This is a genomic window from Pseudoalteromonas sp. S3785 (assembly GCF_005887365.1).
Lineage (GTDB): Bacteria > Pseudomonadota > Gammaproteobacteria > Enterobacterales > Alteromonadaceae > Pseudoalteromonas.
In genome coordinates, this window is record NZ_PNCT01000037.1 from 1 (window position 1) to 15,626 (window position 15,626).

Genomic DNA, 15,626 nt, shown 5'->3' on the forward strand with positions numbered 1-15,626 from the left:
AATATTTTTTAAATAATTAATAAAAATTATAAATAATTTATTTTTTTTTTATAGGAAGAATAATTTTGGTACGACTGAGTGGATTCGAACCACCGACCTCTACCATGTCAAGGTAGCGCTCTAACCAACTGAGCTACGGTCGTATTACCTAATTAAGATGCGGTGAATATAATTTACCAGCGGCCGCTAATATATAGCGTGGTGAGTGGTGAATCAAGCAAGTTTGTTGCTTTTAGGTTTATTTGCCGTTTTTTTATTCATATTGGGCTGATTTCACACGTTTTATAAAAGTTTTGCCACCAGGTTACGTGTTTTTTGGCTGAGCCTTTAAGCTGGTTTAATAGATTATTTTGCGAATTCTGCGCTATCAAAGTGTTTATTTGGCTATTTGTTATGGGTTCGTCAAGCCAAAGCTGGCTATACATAGGTAATAGTGTTTCAAGGTAGCCTGCTAAATTAGCCTGATAAGGCTGTATTTCTTTGAGGTAAAACTTTTGGAAGACGTTACTGACGATAATGGCTACTTTTTTATTTTTTCCTGCTGGGCATATCTCATCAATGTATTGCGACTGAATAAATTGCGTGGCTGAATTATTAAATGCTATCTGCAAACGCGCAGAATAAATAAGTAATTGGTTAAAACGGTACTTGTTAAGCTGCTCTAACGCGTTGAATATGTCTGCGGAGTTGATCTTTAAATAGTGTTTATTGAGTATGTGGCGCTTTAACTGTACAAGCTTCTGCATGGCCGCTACGGTGTCACTATAGCCAGCCGGTGACATAGCAAGCTCTGCGCTGCTAGCTTGCCACGTGTTTTTAAGCTCAAATTCGTTATACAGCATTAAATTAAAGTAGTGGTTTAGTGTTTGCTCTTTTTGTGCTTTTGCATTTAATAGGGTTTTGTAAATGTTAGAGTCAGGCTCAAGTGTGCTTAAGCACTGCTGCGCATTTTGCACAAACTCTATTTGATACTTTAAAACACTGGCATAGCCTGCCGTTTTGCCTAGCTGATTATTATGCTCGCTAATAAGTAAGCTGAGTTTACAATGGCTTAAACTGGCAAGTTCTACCAAGCTGATAGTACTGCCTTTAGTAAGCGTATTTGGGGGTAATAGAGGGCTAATTGGTGCAGGCTTACTTAAGCTTGGGGCTTGGGTTTCAAGGGTATTACTTAAGCGTTCTGTGTATGTTTGATACGTGGTGCTGGGCGCTTTTGAACACCCAGCAAGCACGGCGCAACACACAGCTAATAAATAGCTTAACCATTTTTTGCTAAATAATAATGTAAGGGCTTTTTTATACAAATGGCGCCTGCTTTAATCGCTTATTAACGGTGAACATAAGCCACACAGCAGCAACGGTTAAACCAAAAATAATACCTATCCAAAAACCGTGCGGCCCCATGGCGGGCACAATTAAATCTGTTCTTCCTAATACGTAGCCTAAAGCAAAACCGATTAACCAGTACGATATAAACGTGATATACGATATAGGCTGAGTATGCTTTAAACCCCTTAATATGCCATTGGCAGCGACTTGCAGTGCATCAGGAATTTGATAAATACAGGCTAAAATCATAATAGAGCTAGCTAAGGCAATAACAGCAGGGCTGTCGGTGTATAGTTGGCTTATTAAATCGCGGCCAATAAAGGTTATAAATGCTAAAAATAACGCTATAGCAATGGCTAATATGTAGCTGGTCGATATAGCAGTTTTTAATTGGCTTAAATGGTTTTGACCAAATAAATTACCAATACGAATACTAATGGCGATAGATAAGCTCAGTGGCATCATAAATAATAATGCAGTTACGCTTCCTGCAATTTGATGGCCCGACACTGCAACAGCGCCTAAATGTGCAATAAACAAAGGTATGCACGCAAATAGCGTAATTTCAAAAAAGGTGGCCAACGAAATGGGTATACCTAATTTGGTAATAATGCCAATGGTTTTAATATTGGGCTTTTCAAAATTTGCCAGCAGGGCTTTTGCATCTATTTTTTTACTAAACTGGCAATAGGTTACTTGTGCAGCAGCCATTACAGTCAGCACCAATGCCGTAGCAATGCCACACCCCGCACCGCCTAAAGCTGGTAAGCCAAATAAACCATTTATAAAAATATAGTTAGCCGGAATATTAACGCCAAGGCCCAGCAAGCTGATATAAAAAGCCGGTTTTGTCATCCCCATGCCTTCGGTCATATTGCGATAAACGGTAAAAATTAAAAAACCAAAGGCGCCCCATTTCACAAAGTGGATATAGTCATACGCAAGGCTTGCAATAGCGGGGGTTGTATCGAGTTTTAAAATAACAATATCGGCTAGGTTGGCGATACCAAAACCAATTGTGCTTAAAATTGCGGTTAAATACAGTGCTTGCTGAAAATAATGGCTAATGCCTTTTTTATCATTAGCACCTGCAAATTGGGCAATAATCCCGGTTAACGCGAGCAAAATACCTTGCAGTGCCAGTAATAACGGGTTCCATATACCGGTTGCAATCGATAGCGCAGCTAAATCTGTGGGGCTTACTTGGCCTGCCATAATAGTGTCGACCACCGACATTAAAACGAGTGTTACTTGTGCTAAAAATACAGGTACGGCAAGGGTAATTAAACGTTTGGCTTCCCAGCTACTAAAGGTCATAAAAACAGCTATTTGATAAAACAGGGCGCAATTGTAATCGATTGTGTTTCAAATAAAAATCACTGTAGTGAATGATTTTACCCGTTGATACGTTAAACTAGCACTTTGTAATAATTTTAAGTGATTTTATGTTTACAGGAATCGTTCAAACTCAAGCCACTGTTGTATCTACCACACATACTGAAGGGGTGTTACGCTTGGTTGTATCGGTAGGTGATGAATACGTTAAACACCTTGATTTAGGTGCCAGTATTGCGATTAATGGCTGTTGCCTAACAGTGGTTAAAGTAGAATTAAGTAACCATGATGTAGTGGCACAAGTGCACTTTGATGTAATCGATGAAACATTATTACTTACCAATTTAGGCAAGCTTGCAGTAGGTAGTTTAGTCAATTACGAGCGTTCAGTCACTTTTGGTACTGAACTAGGTGGCCATATTGTATCTGGGCACATTCACTGTACTGCCCAAATCAGGCAAATAGTCAAAGAGCAAAACAACTGTAAAATTCAGTTAAGCCTACCGTCTAAATGGCAAAAGTATGTTTTATACAAAGGCTTTGTAGCAATAAATGGCGCAAGTTTAACCGTGGGCGAAATTGACGAGCAGGGGTTTTGGTTACACTTGATCCCCGAAACGCTGGCCATTACAAATTTAGGTAACGCACAAGAGGGTGATAAACTAAATATAGAAGTTGATCAACAAACTTATACCATTGTTAACACGGTAGAAAATTACTTACGCCACCAGGGCTAAAAAATTTGCTCATCGTCGCTGTCTATGTGTAACTCTAATTTTTTATGAGCATGGTCTATATGCATATTTAAATGAATAGGGTTACAACAGGCACTGCATTCTTCAATGTAGTCTTGATCTCCCATGCTTGCGTCGATATCTAGGTGTATGTGGTTGCCACAGTGAGGGCAGGTGATACGTTGTGATAAAAAATCTTTCATAATCACTCCAATAGTACCAAGGTAAGAATTAACTTGTTGATACGCATTAATTAAGTTGTGCCGTTATACTAGCAACAACTTGATGGCTCAAAACTGAACTAAACAACAAGGTATTGAGCCTTAATTACATCCTTTTAACTATAGTGCTGAAGCGACGTTTATGACAGTAACTTTACGCCTTAGAGGCATTATTATTTAAAGCGATAGCAGCGTATCAATATGTTTCTTAGCTTGAGTAAGGTAATGCCCTGCAAAAATATTTGCGTGATTTAAAATAGGGTAAAGCTGGTATATCGCTTTACGCTTTTTATAGTTTTCGCTTAGTGGGTATTGCGCGTTATAGGCGTTATAAAAATCATCTGGTAAGGGGGCAAATAGCTCACTCATTGCGATATCGACCTCGCGGTCGCCGTAATAGCATGCTGGGTTAAATAAGGTGGGTACATTTTTAATAAAACCCATATTTCCACGCCAAAAATCACCATGTACTAAAGAGGGCTCAACTACATGGCTATGTAGTTGCTCTTTTACCAAGTTAATTAATAGTTCAGGCTCTACAAGCTCAATACCTTTCTCGGCTAATAGTTGCAGTTGCCAGCCTATGCGCTCTTCTGCGTAAAATAAATCCCATTTTTTATGCCATTGGTTTGGTTGCACGGTTGTGGCTAGGTAGTTATCTTCGTCAAAGCCAAACATTGCCTGGTCGTGCTTTTGATGCAGCATAGCCAGTTGCTTTCCCATATCATGCCAATGAGTGTGGGGCTGTTTATCAAGTACTAACCACTCAAGTACAATAAACGAAAATTCAATATTAGCACCTGTTACAATGCAGTCAGGCACCATAAAAACACTATTTTGGGTAAGCTGTTTAAGCCCAATCGCTTCGCTTTCTAGACGATCTAGCTCGTTTTTAAGGGCAATTTTAACCAGGTAATTGTGCTTACCATCAGTTAATTGATAGAGTTTATCGGTATTTGTACTTTGCAGCTGGCGTTTGTAAGTATGTTTAAAGTCATAATGAATGGCTTGGCTAATGTGCTCGTTTACTGTTTTCCACATATCAATTGCTCGCCTTTTAAACAGATACTTAAACTATGGCAAAAAAGTATTAATTTAACAAACTAATCGTTGTAAAATTAACGATATAAAAAATGCTTATGGAGTAACAATGAACAAAAGTTTTATCACCAATTTGCTTGCGGTTTTGTGTGTCGTGATAGGCTACTTTTTTAACCAAGCTATTGTGTTATCGGTGGGGTTATTTGCACTATCAGGTGCTGTCACAAACTTATTGGCTGTTCATATGTTATTTGAAAAGGTCCCTTTGTTATATGGCTCGGGCGTTATTGCTTTAAAATTTGAAAGTTTTAAAGTGGCTATTCGTAATTTAATTTTGACTGAGTTTTTCTCAGAGCAAAAAATTAATAATCTACTTAACAAAGCACAACCTAATATCGACTTTGAAGGTATTATTACTAAGGTTGATTTAAACCCTGCGTTCGACAACCTACTGCACGTGATAGAACAATCACAGTTTGGTAGCATGCTAGGTATGTTTGGCGGCACAAAGGCAATAGAGCCAATGCGAGAAAAGTTTATTGAAAAAATGCAGCTATCACTTGCGCAAATTAGCCAAACAGACGATTTTAAAGCGCTAGTAAACGATACGTTGTCGCAAGGCAATAGCGCACAAAGCTTACATGCTACGGTACTTAAATTAGTTGATGAGCGTTTAAATGAACTCACCCCTAAAATGGTTAAAGACATTATTCAAACGATGATACGTGAGCATTTAGGTTGGCTAGTCGTGTGGGGCGGTGTGTTTGGCGGTTTATTTGGCTTAATTGGGGCCATTATTTAATAAACTAAGCCTGCTTACAAAGCAGACTTAGTTTTGTGTTAACGCCATACTATTTTGGCCCTGTGATAATGACTTTTTCTGGGTTGTTCGACTTAGCTAAATCTTTAATTGATGTGCGAGTACTGGTATCAATATTTAAATAATTAGCGCTTTTATCAAGGTTATACAAACTAACAAAGTCGCCCATTGATAAGTTATTACAGTGCAGTTTTTTGCTCATTACCGCTTTGCTTATATTTAAATCGCGTAACGCTTTACGCAAACTGTACGATTTATTCGCTGCAACAGCCATACAAGCCTGTGTACCTGGCGAAGAGTCAGCCGCGATAAACTGCGTTGCAAATGCTGGTTTTGCCATTAGTAAAGTTGCGCCTAGTACCATAGTTGTGCAAAAAGTCGCTTTTAACGTGTTCATAATTAGTCCTCATTGTTTGTGGTTCAGCTTTATTATTGAGCGATTTAAACTAAAAAGCTGTTAACCAAACGCAACAAGGTGTAAGCAGGTATGTGTAAAAATACACACTTAACCTAGGTGACTGAATTTAAGCCCTAATAAATGTGTTTTTTGACACACTTAGGTAAAATTATTTTACAGCTACTGACATATTTTCTCAGCCTGCTATCATCGCCCCCAATATTCACGCGCTTAATTTTTAGGAGAACCAGTGAGCAAAACGTTAGCCAGCTATTACCAGCAAGCGTATGCCTGCGAGCACAAACATTTTAACCAATGTTTTTATTGTGGGTGCGAAGCCACAGAGCGCGACCATTGCCCGCCCCTGCATATGTTACAGAGCATTATTGATTTAGGCGAAGAGGCCGATTTTATATCAATTGCAGCATGTTACGAGTGCCATGCCTTATTACATAATGAAAGGCTAATGACAATAGATGAGCGCTTTACAAAACTTAAAAAAAAGCTCTCTAATAAGTATGCTAAAGCGCTGCGTGTTTATAACATGTGGGAAGAAAACGAATTAAGCGAAATGAGCGATGAATTTGCGCACAGCATTCAAGCGGGTATGAAATTAGGTAAAGAGGCATCTGAGCGTTTAGCATTTACAGGCTTTACATATGCCACCGAAGAAGCCCGTGTAACCGTACGCGAAAAAACCAAAGAGTTTGATGTAGAAGGCACCGTTTTTACCGACTTTAAAGAGGCATTAAATTACTGTATTAACGTGCTTAAAGTTCAAAAAAGTGATTTTTATAAAATACTGGTTGAGGATTATAATGGCGATTTTAACAGGGCGCTTAGCCAGTATCGTCATCGCCATAATAAAGTAACAACAGCAAGCGGTGGCAATAGTTTAATTAAGGATTTTGCTAAGCAACATAAGCAAAATTCAGACTTTGTGACACGCACGGTTAAACACTTTATAAACAAAGATCCTTCCCTTACTACCGAAGCCGCGCTAGAAAAGTTGTATAACAATTATATAAAAAAATAATGACAGCCGTTTAACTCAATTAATCGCTTTTTTACCTGTTTTTTTAGCTTTATTACGCTGCTTTAGCTAAAGTAGCAAAAAAACAGGAGAACCTAACAACATGCAAAAATTTGCACCCTCATTGTTAGCAGTTGGTTTAGCTGCTGCGCTTGTTGGTTGCCAAGAAAACGGCCCGCAAGATGCAAAAATTACCATTAATAAAAACCCATACCCAAGCACTTACACACTGCTGGCAAGTAAAAGCACTTTAATTACCAATGCAACCGTACTTACCGGTACAGGCGAGCGTTTAAATGATGCTGATGTACTACTTGTTGATGGTAAAGTACAACAAGTAGGTAAAGACTTATCGGCCAATGCAGATATAACCATTGATGCACAGGGTAAATGGGTTACCCCAGGTATTATTGATGTACACTCTCACTTAGGTGCCTACCCAAGCCCATCAGTTGAGTCTCATCAAGATGGTAACGAAATGACCAGCCCAAATACTGCCGAGGTGTGGGTAGAGCATTCTGTATGGCCTCAAGATCCAGGCTTTAACCGCGCCCGCGAAGGCGGTATTACTTCACTACAAATTTTACCAGGTTCAGCTAACTTATTTGGCGGGCGTGGCGTAACACTCAAAAACATTCCTGCGCATACAATGCAAGCAATGAAATTTCCTGATGCACCTAATGGCTTAAAAATGGCCTGTGGTGAAAACCCAAAACGCGTATATGGCCGCCAAGGTACTTTACCTTCAACCCGTATGGGTAACATGGCCGGCTACAGAATGGCATGGGCAGAAGCACAAGAGTACAAACGTGCATGGGACAAGTACGATGCTGATTACGAAGCAGGCTTAAACCCACAAGCACCGGCTCGCGACATTAAGCACGATACACTAAAAGCGGTTATTGAAGGTGAAGTGTTAATTCATAATCATTGTTATAAAGCTGAAGAAATGGCAATGATGATCGATCTGTCAAAAGAATTTGGCTATCACGCAGGTACTTTCCATCACGGTGTAGAAGCTTATAAAATTGCAGATTTACTGGCTGAAAATGGTTCGTGTGCTGCACTTTGGCCAGATTGGTGGGGCTTTAAAATGGAAGCTTACGACATGGTTCAAGAAAACGTAGCTATTGTTGATGCGGTAAAAAATTCGTGCGCTATTGTGCATTCTGACTCAGACACCACTATTCAGCGCTTAAACCAAGAAGCGGGTAAAGTAATGTACCGTGCAAACGAAAATGGTTTTGATATTTCGGAGCAGCACGCAATTAAGTGGATCACTTCTAACGCGGCTAAATCATTGGGTATTGAAGATAAAACGGGTTCGCTTGAAGCAGGTAAGCAAGGCGATGTTGTTATTTGGAACCAAAACCCATTTAGCGTTTACGCAAAAGCTGAACAAGTATTTATTGATGGCGCAAAAGTTTACGATAGAAACGACAGCGCATTTCAGGCACAAAGTGATTTTATGTTAGGCCAACAATAAGGAGCCCAGAATGAAAAATTTATCACGTTCGTTTTCGCTATCTCTGGTTGCTGCCGGATTGTTAGCCTCAGCTACAGTGGATGCTCGCTCGCTTGCCATTGTGAATGCAACGCTTCATACCGCTACTGAGCAAGGTGTGCTAGAGAACGCAAGTATTATAATGGATAACGGTAAAATTACCGCTATTAACCCGCAACAAGTATATGCAGACCAAGTTATCGATGCTCAAGGCCGCATTGTTACGCCAGGGTTTATTGCCAGTATTAACCAACTTGGCTTAGTAGAAGTCAGCGCGGTTGCAGGCTCACGTGATGCTGGCGAAGAAAAAGCAGGTATTGATTTTGACGTAAGCCTTGCTTACAACGCTCACTCAAGCCTTATCCCTTATGCACGTAAAGGCGGTGTAACTCGCGATGTTATTACCCCACATGGGGGCGATAGTATTTTTGCAGGCCTAGCGAGTGTTGTTGATTTAAGCGGTGATTTACAAAGCGATATACAAAAGCAAGCTGCTTTAGTGGTTTATTTGGGTGAGCGCAGCAAGGGGTCGCGCGCATTTACATTGCAAACCCTCATTAATAAGCTTGAAGAGCACCAAACAAAAGCAGCTAAAAAGCCTAAAAAAGACGACGACAGCAAGCCTAGCACTGAAGATAAAGTCATGCGTAAAGTACTTAGCGGCGATATGCCACTGGTAGTTGGCGTATCTCGTGCGGCCGATATTATTGAGCTCCTTAAAGTTAAAGCGCAATTTGGTATTAATTTAGTGCTCAATGGCGCACAAGATGCGGTTGTTGTTAAAGAGCAGATTGCTAAAGCGCAAGTGCCCGTAATTATGAGTGCTATGGATAGCTTACCCTCAAGCTTTGACTCGTTACATGCCAGCTTAGATAACGCAGCCGTGCTAGAAAAAGCAGGGGTTAAGGTTATTTTAACCGTGGGCGGCGATGCCAGTCATAATATTTACCAGCTTCGTTTTGATGTAGGCAATGCCGTTTCATATGGCATGAGCCAACAAGGCGCATTAAAGGCCGTTACATCTAATGTAGCAAGTGTGTTTAATATTAATGCTGGCAGTATTGAAGTTGGAAAAGCCGCTGATGTAGTGATGTGGAGCAATGACCCGTTTGAGTTAAGCAGTCATGTAAGCAAAATGATTATTAATGGTGAAGAGGTATCTACACAGTCTCGCCAAGATAAACTACGGGAGCGCTACACTACTGAGTCATCTATGCCTAGAGCTTATACAAAATAATTAAAATAGCTTTAATTGTTTACAGGCCGCTATTTTATAAATAGCGGCTTTTTTATACAAAAGGCAGGCACAAAAAAACCGCTTACTTTTTACGTAAGCGGTTTTTAAATTTAATCTAAAATTATACTAATTTAGATAAAATTTCGTTAAAGGTTGCGCTTGGGCGCATTGCTTTAAACGCTGCCTCATCACTTGGTTGGAAGTAACCACCAATATCCATTGAAGGACCTTGCGCATCGTTAAGCTCGTTTACGATTTGCTCTTTTTGCGTTTCTAAATCGTTGGCAATTTGTGTAAATTGCGCTTTAAGCTCACTGTCTTCGTCTTGCTTAGCCAGCTCTTGTGCCCAGAATAAAGATAAGAAGAAGTGAGAGCCACGGTTATCAATTTCTTTTACTTTACGTGAAGGCGACTTGTTTTCAGCTAAGAACGTACCGGTTGCTTTATCTAGTGTATCAGCAAGTACTTGAGCTTTTTTATTGCCTGTATTCACACTTAGGTGCTCAAGCGAAGCCGCTAGTGCTAAAAACTCGCCTAACGAATCCCAACGTAAGTGGTTTTCTTTTTCGAACTGTTGAACATGCTTAGGTGCTGAACCACCTGCACCAGTTTCAAATAAGCCACCGCCGTTCATAAGAGGTACAATTGAAAGCATTTTAGCACTAGTACCCAGCTCTAAAATTGGGAATAAATCTGTTAGGTAGTCACGTAATACGTTACCTGTTACAGAAATAGTGTCTTTACCTTCTTTAATACGCGCTAATGAGAATAAAGTTGCTTCAAGCGGCGCTAAAATTTGAATGTCTAGGCCATCTGTATCGTGATCTGGTAAGTATTTGTTTACCTTTTTAATAAGCTGAGCATCGTGAGCACGATTTTCATCTAACCAGAAAACAGCAGGTACGCCCGTAGCACGTGCACGGTTTACAGCAAGTTTAACCCAATCTTGGATTGGTGCGTCTTTAACCTGACACATTCTCCAAATATCGCCTTGCTCAACAGTGTGCTCAAGTAGCGTAGTGCCATTTGCATCAACAACACGGATAGAGCCATCCGCTTTTGCTTCAAACGTTTTATCGTGAGAACCATATTCTTCTGCTTTTTGAGCCATTAAGCCTACGTTTGGAACGCTACCCATAGTGGTAGGATCAAATGCGCCATTTTCTTTACAAAAATCAATAGTCGCTTGGTAAACGCTTGAGTAGCTACGATCTGGGATCACAAAGCTAGTGTCTTGTAGTTTACCGTCGTTGTTCCACATTTGACCGCTTGAACGAATAGCAGCAGGCATAGATGCATCAATGATCACATCGCTTGGTACATGTAAATTAGTAATACCACGGTCAGAATCAACCATTGCAATGGCAGGACGCTCAGCGTAAACCGCTTGAATGTCTGCTTCAATTTCTTCACGCTTAGCATCATCTAATGTTTGAATTTTAGAATAAACGTCGCCTAAACCGTTATTTACATCAACACCTAGCTCTTCAAAAAGCTCGCCGTGTTTAGCAAATACGTCTTTGTAGAAAACTTTTACCGCGTGACCAAAAATAATAGGGTCAGATACTTTCATCATTGTCGCTTTCATGTGAAGCGAAAATAATACGCCTTTTTCTTTAGCGGCATCAATTTCTGCTGCTAAAAACGCTTGTAGTTTAGCTGCGCTAATGCGCGACGCATCAATTACTTCGCCAGCGATTAGCGGTGTGCTTTGCTTAAGTACAGTTACTTCGCCATTAGTCGCTACGTGTTCAATACGTACATCAGTTGCTGCATCAACGGTTACTGATTGCTCAGAACCAAAGAAATCGCCTTCGCTCATGCTTGCAACGTATGATTGTGAGTCTTTGCTCCATGCACCCATAGAATGCGGGTTATTACGTGCATATTCTTTAACAGAGCCAGGCGCACGACGATCTGAATTACCTTCACGCAATACTGGGTTTACAGCGCTGCCTTTAATTTTGTCATAAGTTGCTTTAATTTTAGCTTCTTCATCATTTTTAGGCTCAGCCGGGTATTCTGGTAGTGCGTAACCTTTTTCTTGAAGCTCTTTAATCACAGCGCGTAATTGCGGTACAGACGCACTGATATTTGGTAATTTGATGATGTTTGCTTCTGGTGTTTTTGCAAGTTCGCCAAGTTCTGCAAGCGCATCGCCAATACGTTGTTCTTCAGTAAGGTAATCAGCGAAGTTTGCAATTACACGACCTGCTAATGAGATATCGCGAGTTTCAACTTCAACACCTGCCGCATTTGTATAGGCTTGGATAATTGGTAGCAACGAGTAGGTTGCTAGCGCCGGAGCTTCGTCCGTTTTAGTGTAGATAATTTTTGATGTCATCATCATTCCTAGATAGTAGGCCGCAGTGGCCGTATTCAACAATGCAAAGAAACTCATTAGCGCATGACTGCGTTAATAAGCAGTTTGTTAGGTGTCGGTACTCTTAATGTGCCAAAGGCAGAATAGTCACACCTGACTAACTGATTTTTTGGTTGCAAAGTACACGTATGTTAGCCGCGTAAACGCATAAGCTAATATGTGATCGCGTAATTTAGCAACAAGAGTGTAACAAGCTTGTTTAAAAAGGGCTAGCGCTTGCGCTTTTGTACAGCCTAAATTAGCAGGTAACTGTTAGAACATTGGGGTATATAAAATAAAATCAAGGAAAAGGGTTGAATTTAGCGTGTACAGGAGCAATTTAGTAATAAGAAGAGAGTTGAATGGTAAGTGGGGAATTAAGCGAGGATCTAAATTAGGTCGCTCGCTTTAGTCGAACAAATTTTTGATCACTCTAAAATGTCGCCGTTAGGCGCAATGTTTTTAGCGTGTAAGCCCTTAGGGCCTTGTTCTAGCTCGAATGTTACATCCTGACCAGCTTTAAGTGTCTTATAACCGTCCATTACAATCGTTGAGTAATGAGCGAAAATATCATTCTCGCAGCCGTCTTCTACGATGAAACCAAAACCTTTGGCGTTGTTGAACCATTTGACTTTACCACAAGCCATACTTCTACATCCTTCTATAAGTTGACTAATTTAGTTATTCTAAACCGTATAATTTGCTAGACTGACTAAGGATTAATCAATCTACTTCTGACTGTAGTTTATTTGGCCAGTCAGTCAAGTGTTTTGTGATATTTTTTTAACATTTAATTTATTTTTTATTCAAGTTTGCTTGAGTTCTAAAGACAAGACTATATTTAATTATGAGTGGTATGAAAGATTCAGGTGTCATCGACACAGTTCGCGATAGTGAAAAGCAAAAGCTGCAGCCACCGCGAAAATACAAAGTTGTTTTAAATAACGACGACTACACGCCAATGGACTTTGTAATAGAAGTCCTGATGACGTTTTTCAATATGGATAGCGATAGAGCAACTGATGTGATGCTACAAGTTCACGAAAAAGGTAAAGGGATATGCGGTGTATTTAGCGCCGATGTAGCCCATACCAAAGCGGAACAAGTTAACCGTTATGCACGGGATAACGAGCATCCACTGCTTTGTAGTTGTGAGCAGGAATAAATACCAATTAGGTGATCAATCATCTCATTGTTGTGGTATAAAATAATTATCTCAGTAAGGGGTTGCCAATGCTAAACAAAGACTTAGAACTAACGTTAAATGCCGCGTTTCGTGAAGCGCGTACACGCCGCCATGAGTTTATGACGGTAGAACACCTTTTACTTGCGCTTTTAGATAACCCTTCAGCAGGCGAAGCGTTAAACGCCTGTGGGGTGGATATTTCAGGTTTAAAAACCGAGCTATTAGAATTCATAGACGAAACCACACCGGTTATTCCCGACTTAGAAGAAGAACGCGAAACCCAACCAACACTGGGCTTTCAGCGCGTGCTTCAACGTGCAGTTTTTCATGTTCAATCATCAGGTAAAAACGAAGTGACGGGTGTAAACGTCCTTGTTGCTATCTTTTCTGAACAGGAAAGCCAAGCGGTTTATTTACTTAAGAAAAGTGATATTTCTCGCTTAGATATAGTGAATTTTATTTCTCATGGTATTTCTAAATCCGATGATGAGTTAGGTGATGACACTGACGATATTCATGAAGAAGTACAAGAGGTTCAAAACGAAGAAGCAAGTAAGTTAGATAGCTTTACCACTAACTTAAATGCGCAAGCTAAAGACGGCAACATAGACCCATTAGTTGGTCGCGACAGCGAAGTAGAGCGTACGGTGCAGGTTTTATGTCGCCGTAAAAAGAATAACCCATTGCTTGTTGGTGAAGCCGGTGTTGGTAAAACAGCCATTGCAGAGGGCCTTGCGTATCGTATTGTTAACGAGCAAGTGCCTGAAGTGATTGCCGATGCTGTTGTCTACTCACTTGATATGGGCGCATTGCTTGCTGGCACTAAATACCGCGGCGACTTTGAAAAACGCTTTAAGAGCCTGTTAAAAGAGTTACAAGCTAAACCTAACTCAATATTATTTATTGATGAAATACACACCATTATTGGTGCAGGTGCTGCATCGGGTGGTGTTATGGATGCATCTAACTTACTTAAACCGCTACTTTCGAGCGGGCAGTTACGTTGTATGGGCTCTACTACTTACAATGAGTACAAAAATATTTTTGAAAAAGACCGTGCGTTAGTACGCCGTTTCCAAAAAATTGATGTACTTGAACCGAGTGTGGCCGATACCACTAAAATTTTAAATGGTTTAAAAGAGCGTTACGAAGAACACCATGGCATTCGTTACACGCAAAAAGCACTAAAAGCAGCTGCAGAGTTAAGTGCTAAATACATTAATGAGCGTCACTTACCTGATAAAGCCATTGATGTAATAGACGAAGCCGGTGCTAACCAGCGTTTACAGCCAAGCTCTAAGCGCAAAAAAACCATTGGTGTATCAGATATTGAATCAATCATCGCCAAAATGGCCCGTATTCCGGCGCAAAGTGTGTCATCTACTGATAAAGAAACCCTCAAAAATCTTGATCGTAATCTTAAAATGTTGGTGTTTGGGCAAGATCAGTCTATCGATGCGCTTACCTCAGCTATTCGGTTATCGCGATCTGGACTTGCAAACGAAGATAAGCCAGTAGGCTCGTTCTTATTTGCTGGGCCAACGGGTGTTGGTAAAACAGAGGTGACTAAACAGCTTGCTAAGTGTATGGGCGTAGAGTTTATTCGCTTTGATATGTCAGAGTACGTTGAGCGCCATGCAGTGAGCCGTCTAATTGGTGCGCCTCCTGGGTATGTTGGTTTTGAACAAGGTGGTTTACTCACCGAAGCCGTTATTAAAAATCCCCATGCAGTTGTGTTATTGGATGAAATTGAAAAAGCGCATCCAGATATTTACAACATACTACTGCAAGTCATGGATCACGGTACGTTAACCGATAACAATGGTCGTAAAGCGGACTTTAGAAACGTGGTTGTGGTTATGACAACCAATGCCGGTGTGCAAGAAACAACACGCAAATCGATTGGCTTTACCGAGCAAGATCATACGCATGATGCAATGAGCGAAATTAACAAGGTATTTTCACCCGAATTTAGAAACCGCTTAGATAATATTATTTGGTTTAACCACCTTGAAAAAGAGGTTATCTTGCAAGTGGTTGATAAGTTTGTAGTTGAGCTGCAAGCACAACTAGATAAAAAGTCGGTTAACCTTGAACTGACCTCTAAAGCGCGTGAATGGTTAGCAGACAAAGGCTACGACAAAGCGATGGGGGCACGCCCAATGGCACGTGTTATTCAAGATGAGCTTAAAAAGCCGTTGGCTAATGAAATACTCTTTGGTGAGCTGGTTGATGGCGGTACTGTTAAAGTGTCAGTTAAAGATAAGAAAATTAACTTTGACTATGAAAGCAATTTAACACCCGCTTAAATAAGAGCATTCACTTATAATACCCATCCGCTAAACAGTAACTTAATTATGCGAATGGGTATACAAACTAGCCTGCGCAATACGCGTGGGCTTTTTTTGCCTTTTTATAGGCAACAAA

The 15,626-nt window shown here is 40.3% G+C and carries 14 protein-coding genes and 1 tRNA gene; 7 read left to right on the forward strand and 8 right to left on the reverse strand.

Annotation, left to right across the window (positions count from 1 at the left end; translation table 11 throughout):
* Nucleotides 1–66: 66 nt before the first annotated feature.
* The 3 genes from CWC17_RS10205 to CWC17_RS10215 all read right to left on the reverse strand — a co-directional run bounded on the left by CWC17_RS10205 (nt 67) and on the right by CWC17_RS10215 (nt 2,646).
* A tRNA-Val gene (locus CWC17_RS10205) sits at nt 67–143 on the reverse strand.
* A gap of 114 nt (nt 144–257) precedes the next feature.
* Nucleotides 258–1,304 carry a DUF3080 family protein gene (locus tag CWC17_RS10210; RefSeq protein ID WP_138612773.1) on the reverse strand — a complete coding sequence of 349 codons (1,047 nt, stop codon included), beginning with the start codon at nt 1,302–1,304 and terminating at the stop codon, nt 258–260.
* Nucleotides 1,297–2,646, reverse strand: coding sequence for an MATE family efflux transporter (locus CWC17_RS10215; RefSeq protein WP_138612774.1), 1,350 nt, complete (start codon nt 2,644–2,646; stop codon nt 1,297–1,299). Before CWC17_RS10215 ends, CWC17_RS10210 begins: the two co-directional genes overlap by 8 nt.
* Before the next feature lie 128 nt (nt 2,647–2,774).
* Between CWC17_RS10215 and CWC17_RS10220 the strand changes: the two genes are divergently transcribed.
* Complete coding sequence (locus CWC17_RS10220; RefSeq protein WP_138612775.1) at nt 2,775–3,401, forward strand: riboflavin synthase subunit alpha; 627 nt, start codon at nt 2,775–2,777, stop codon at nt 3,399–3,401.
* On the opposite strand, the gene CWC17_RS10225 is transcribed toward CWC17_RS10220, so the two are convergent.
* Nucleotides 3,398–3,601 carry a CPXCG motif-containing cysteine-rich protein gene (locus CWC17_RS10225; protein WP_055014323.1) on the reverse strand — a complete coding sequence of 68 codons (204 nt, stop codon included), beginning with the start codon at nt 3,599–3,601 and terminating at the stop codon, nt 3,398–3,400. The two genes, CWC17_RS10220 and CWC17_RS10225, sit on opposite strands and share 4 nt — an antisense overlap.
* A 195-nt stretch (nt 3,602–3,796) precedes the next feature.
* Nucleotides 3,797–4,660 carry a fructosamine kinase family protein gene (locus tag CWC17_RS10230; RefSeq protein WP_138612776.1) on the reverse strand — a complete coding sequence of 288 codons (864 nt, stop codon included), beginning with the start codon at nt 4,658–4,660 and terminating at the stop codon, nt 3,797–3,799.
* A gap of 109 nt (nt 4,661–4,769) precedes the next feature.
* On the opposite strand from CWC17_RS10230, the gene CWC17_RS10235 reads away from it, so the two are divergent.
* Nucleotides 4,770–5,462, forward strand: coding sequence for a DUF445 domain-containing protein (locus tag CWC17_RS10235; RefSeq protein ID WP_138612777.1), 693 nt, complete (start codon nt 4,770–4,772; stop codon nt 5,460–5,462).
* A gap of 49 nt (nt 5,463–5,511) precedes the next feature.
* On the opposite strand, the gene CWC17_RS10240 is transcribed toward CWC17_RS10235, so the two are convergent.
* Entirely contained in the window at nt 5,512–5,877 is a 366-nt protein-coding gene (locus CWC17_RS10240) for a DUF3718 domain-containing protein (RefSeq protein WP_138612778.1), read from the reverse strand.
* Nucleotides 5,878–6,127: 250 nt separating this feature from the next.
* Between CWC17_RS10240 and CWC17_RS10245 the strand changes: the two genes are divergently transcribed.
* From CWC17_RS10245 to CWC17_RS10255, 3 genes are all read left to right on the forward strand, one after another.
* Nucleotides 6,128–6,913 (forward strand): hypothetical protein, encoded by a 786-nt coding sequence (locus CWC17_RS10245; RefSeq protein ID WP_138612779.1) that lies wholly within the window; start codon nt 6,128–6,130, stop codon nt 6,911–6,913.
* Nucleotides 6,914–7,013: 100 nt separating this feature from the next.
* On the forward strand, nt 7,014–8,396 hold the full coding sequence (locus tag CWC17_RS10250; RefSeq protein ID WP_138612780.1) for an amidohydrolase: 1,383 nt from the start codon (nt 7,014–7,016) through the stop codon (nt 8,394–8,396).
* A gap of 10 nt (nt 8,397–8,406) precedes the next feature.
* Complete coding sequence (locus tag CWC17_RS10255) at nt 8,407–9,651, forward strand: amidohydrolase family protein (protein ID WP_138612781.1); 1,245 nt, start codon at nt 8,407–8,409, stop codon at nt 9,649–9,651.
* A gap of 121 nt (nt 9,652–9,772) precedes the next feature.
* Here CWC17_RS10255 and CWC17_RS10260 read toward each other — a convergent pair whose 3' ends face one another.
* Both CWC17_RS10260 and cspD read right to left on the reverse strand, forming a co-directional pair.
* The gene (locus CWC17_RS10260; protein WP_138541220.1) at nt 9,773–11,995 is read right to left on the reverse strand and encodes an NADP-dependent isocitrate dehydrogenase; all 2,223 of its coding nucleotides are present in this window, start codon (nt 11,993–11,995) and stop codon (nt 9,773–9,775) included.
* A gap of 446 nt (nt 11,996–12,441) precedes the next feature.
* Nucleotides 12,442–12,660, reverse strand: coding sequence for a cold shock domain-containing protein CspD (gene cspD / locus CWC17_RS10265; protein WP_004586755.1), 219 nt, complete (start codon nt 12,658–12,660; stop codon nt 12,442–12,444).
* A gap of 209 nt (nt 12,661–12,869) precedes the next feature.
* Between cspD and clpS the strand changes: the two genes are divergently transcribed.
* On the forward strand, nt 12,870–13,178 hold the full coding sequence (gene clpS, locus CWC17_RS10270) for an ATP-dependent Clp protease adapter ClpS (RefSeq protein ID WP_004586754.1): 309 nt from the start codon (nt 12,870–12,872) through the stop codon (nt 13,176–13,178).
* Nucleotides 13,179–13,246: 68 nt separating this feature from the next.
* Nucleotides 13,247–15,508 carry an ATP-dependent Clp protease ATP-binding subunit ClpA gene (gene clpA / locus CWC17_RS10275; protein ID WP_055014315.1) on the forward strand — a complete coding sequence of 754 codons (2,262 nt, stop codon included), beginning with the start codon at nt 13,247–13,249 and terminating at the stop codon, nt 15,506–15,508.
* Nucleotides 15,509–15,626: the final 118 nt, after the last annotated feature.

Bases quoted from the DNA above. Each gene is read 5' to 3' on its own strand.
- CWC17_RS10230 (WP_138612776.1), bottom strand. From the start codon at position 4,660: ATGTGGAAAACAGTAAACGAGCACATTAGCCAAGCCATTCATTATGAC.
- CWC17_RS10225 (WP_055014323.1), bottom strand. From the start codon at position 3,601: ATGAAAGATTTTTTATCACAACGTATCACCTGCCCTCACTGTGGCAAC.
- CWC17_RS10220 (WP_138612775.1), top strand. From the start codon at position 2,775: ATGTTTACAGGAATCGTTCAAACTCAAGCCACTGTTGTATCTACCACA.
- cspD (WP_004586755.1), bottom strand. From the start codon at position 12,660: ATGGCTTGTGGTAAAGTCAAATGGTTCAACAACGCCAAAGGTTTTGGT.
- CWC17_RS10260 (WP_138541220.1), bottom strand. From the start codon at position 11,995: ATGACATCAAAAATTATCTACACTAAAACGGACGAAGCTCCGGCGCTA.
- clpA (WP_055014315.1), top strand. From the start codon at position 13,247: ATGCTAAACAAAGACTTAGAACTAACGTTAAATGCCGCGTTTCGTGAA.
- CWC17_RS10255 (WP_138612781.1), top strand. From the start codon at position 8,407: ATGAAAAATTTATCACGTTCGTTTTCGCTATCTCTGGTTGCTGCCGGA.
- CWC17_RS10215 (WP_138612774.1), bottom strand. From the start codon at position 2,646: ATGACCTTTAGTAGCTGGGAAGCCAAACGTTTAATTACCCTTGCCGTA.
- clpS (WP_004586754.1), top strand. From the start codon at position 12,870: ATGAAAGATTCAGGTGTCATCGACACAGTTCGCGATAGTGAAAAGCAA.
- CWC17_RS10235 (WP_138612777.1), top strand. From the start codon at position 4,770: ATGAACAAAAGTTTTATCACCAATTTGCTTGCGGTTTTGTGTGTCGTG.
- CWC17_RS10240 (WP_138612778.1), bottom strand. From the start codon at position 5,877: ATGAACACGTTAAAAGCGACTTTTTGCACAACTATGGTACTAGGCGCA.
- CWC17_RS10250 (WP_138612780.1), top strand. From the start codon at position 7,014: ATGCAAAAATTTGCACCCTCATTGTTAGCAGTTGGTTTAGCTGCTGCG.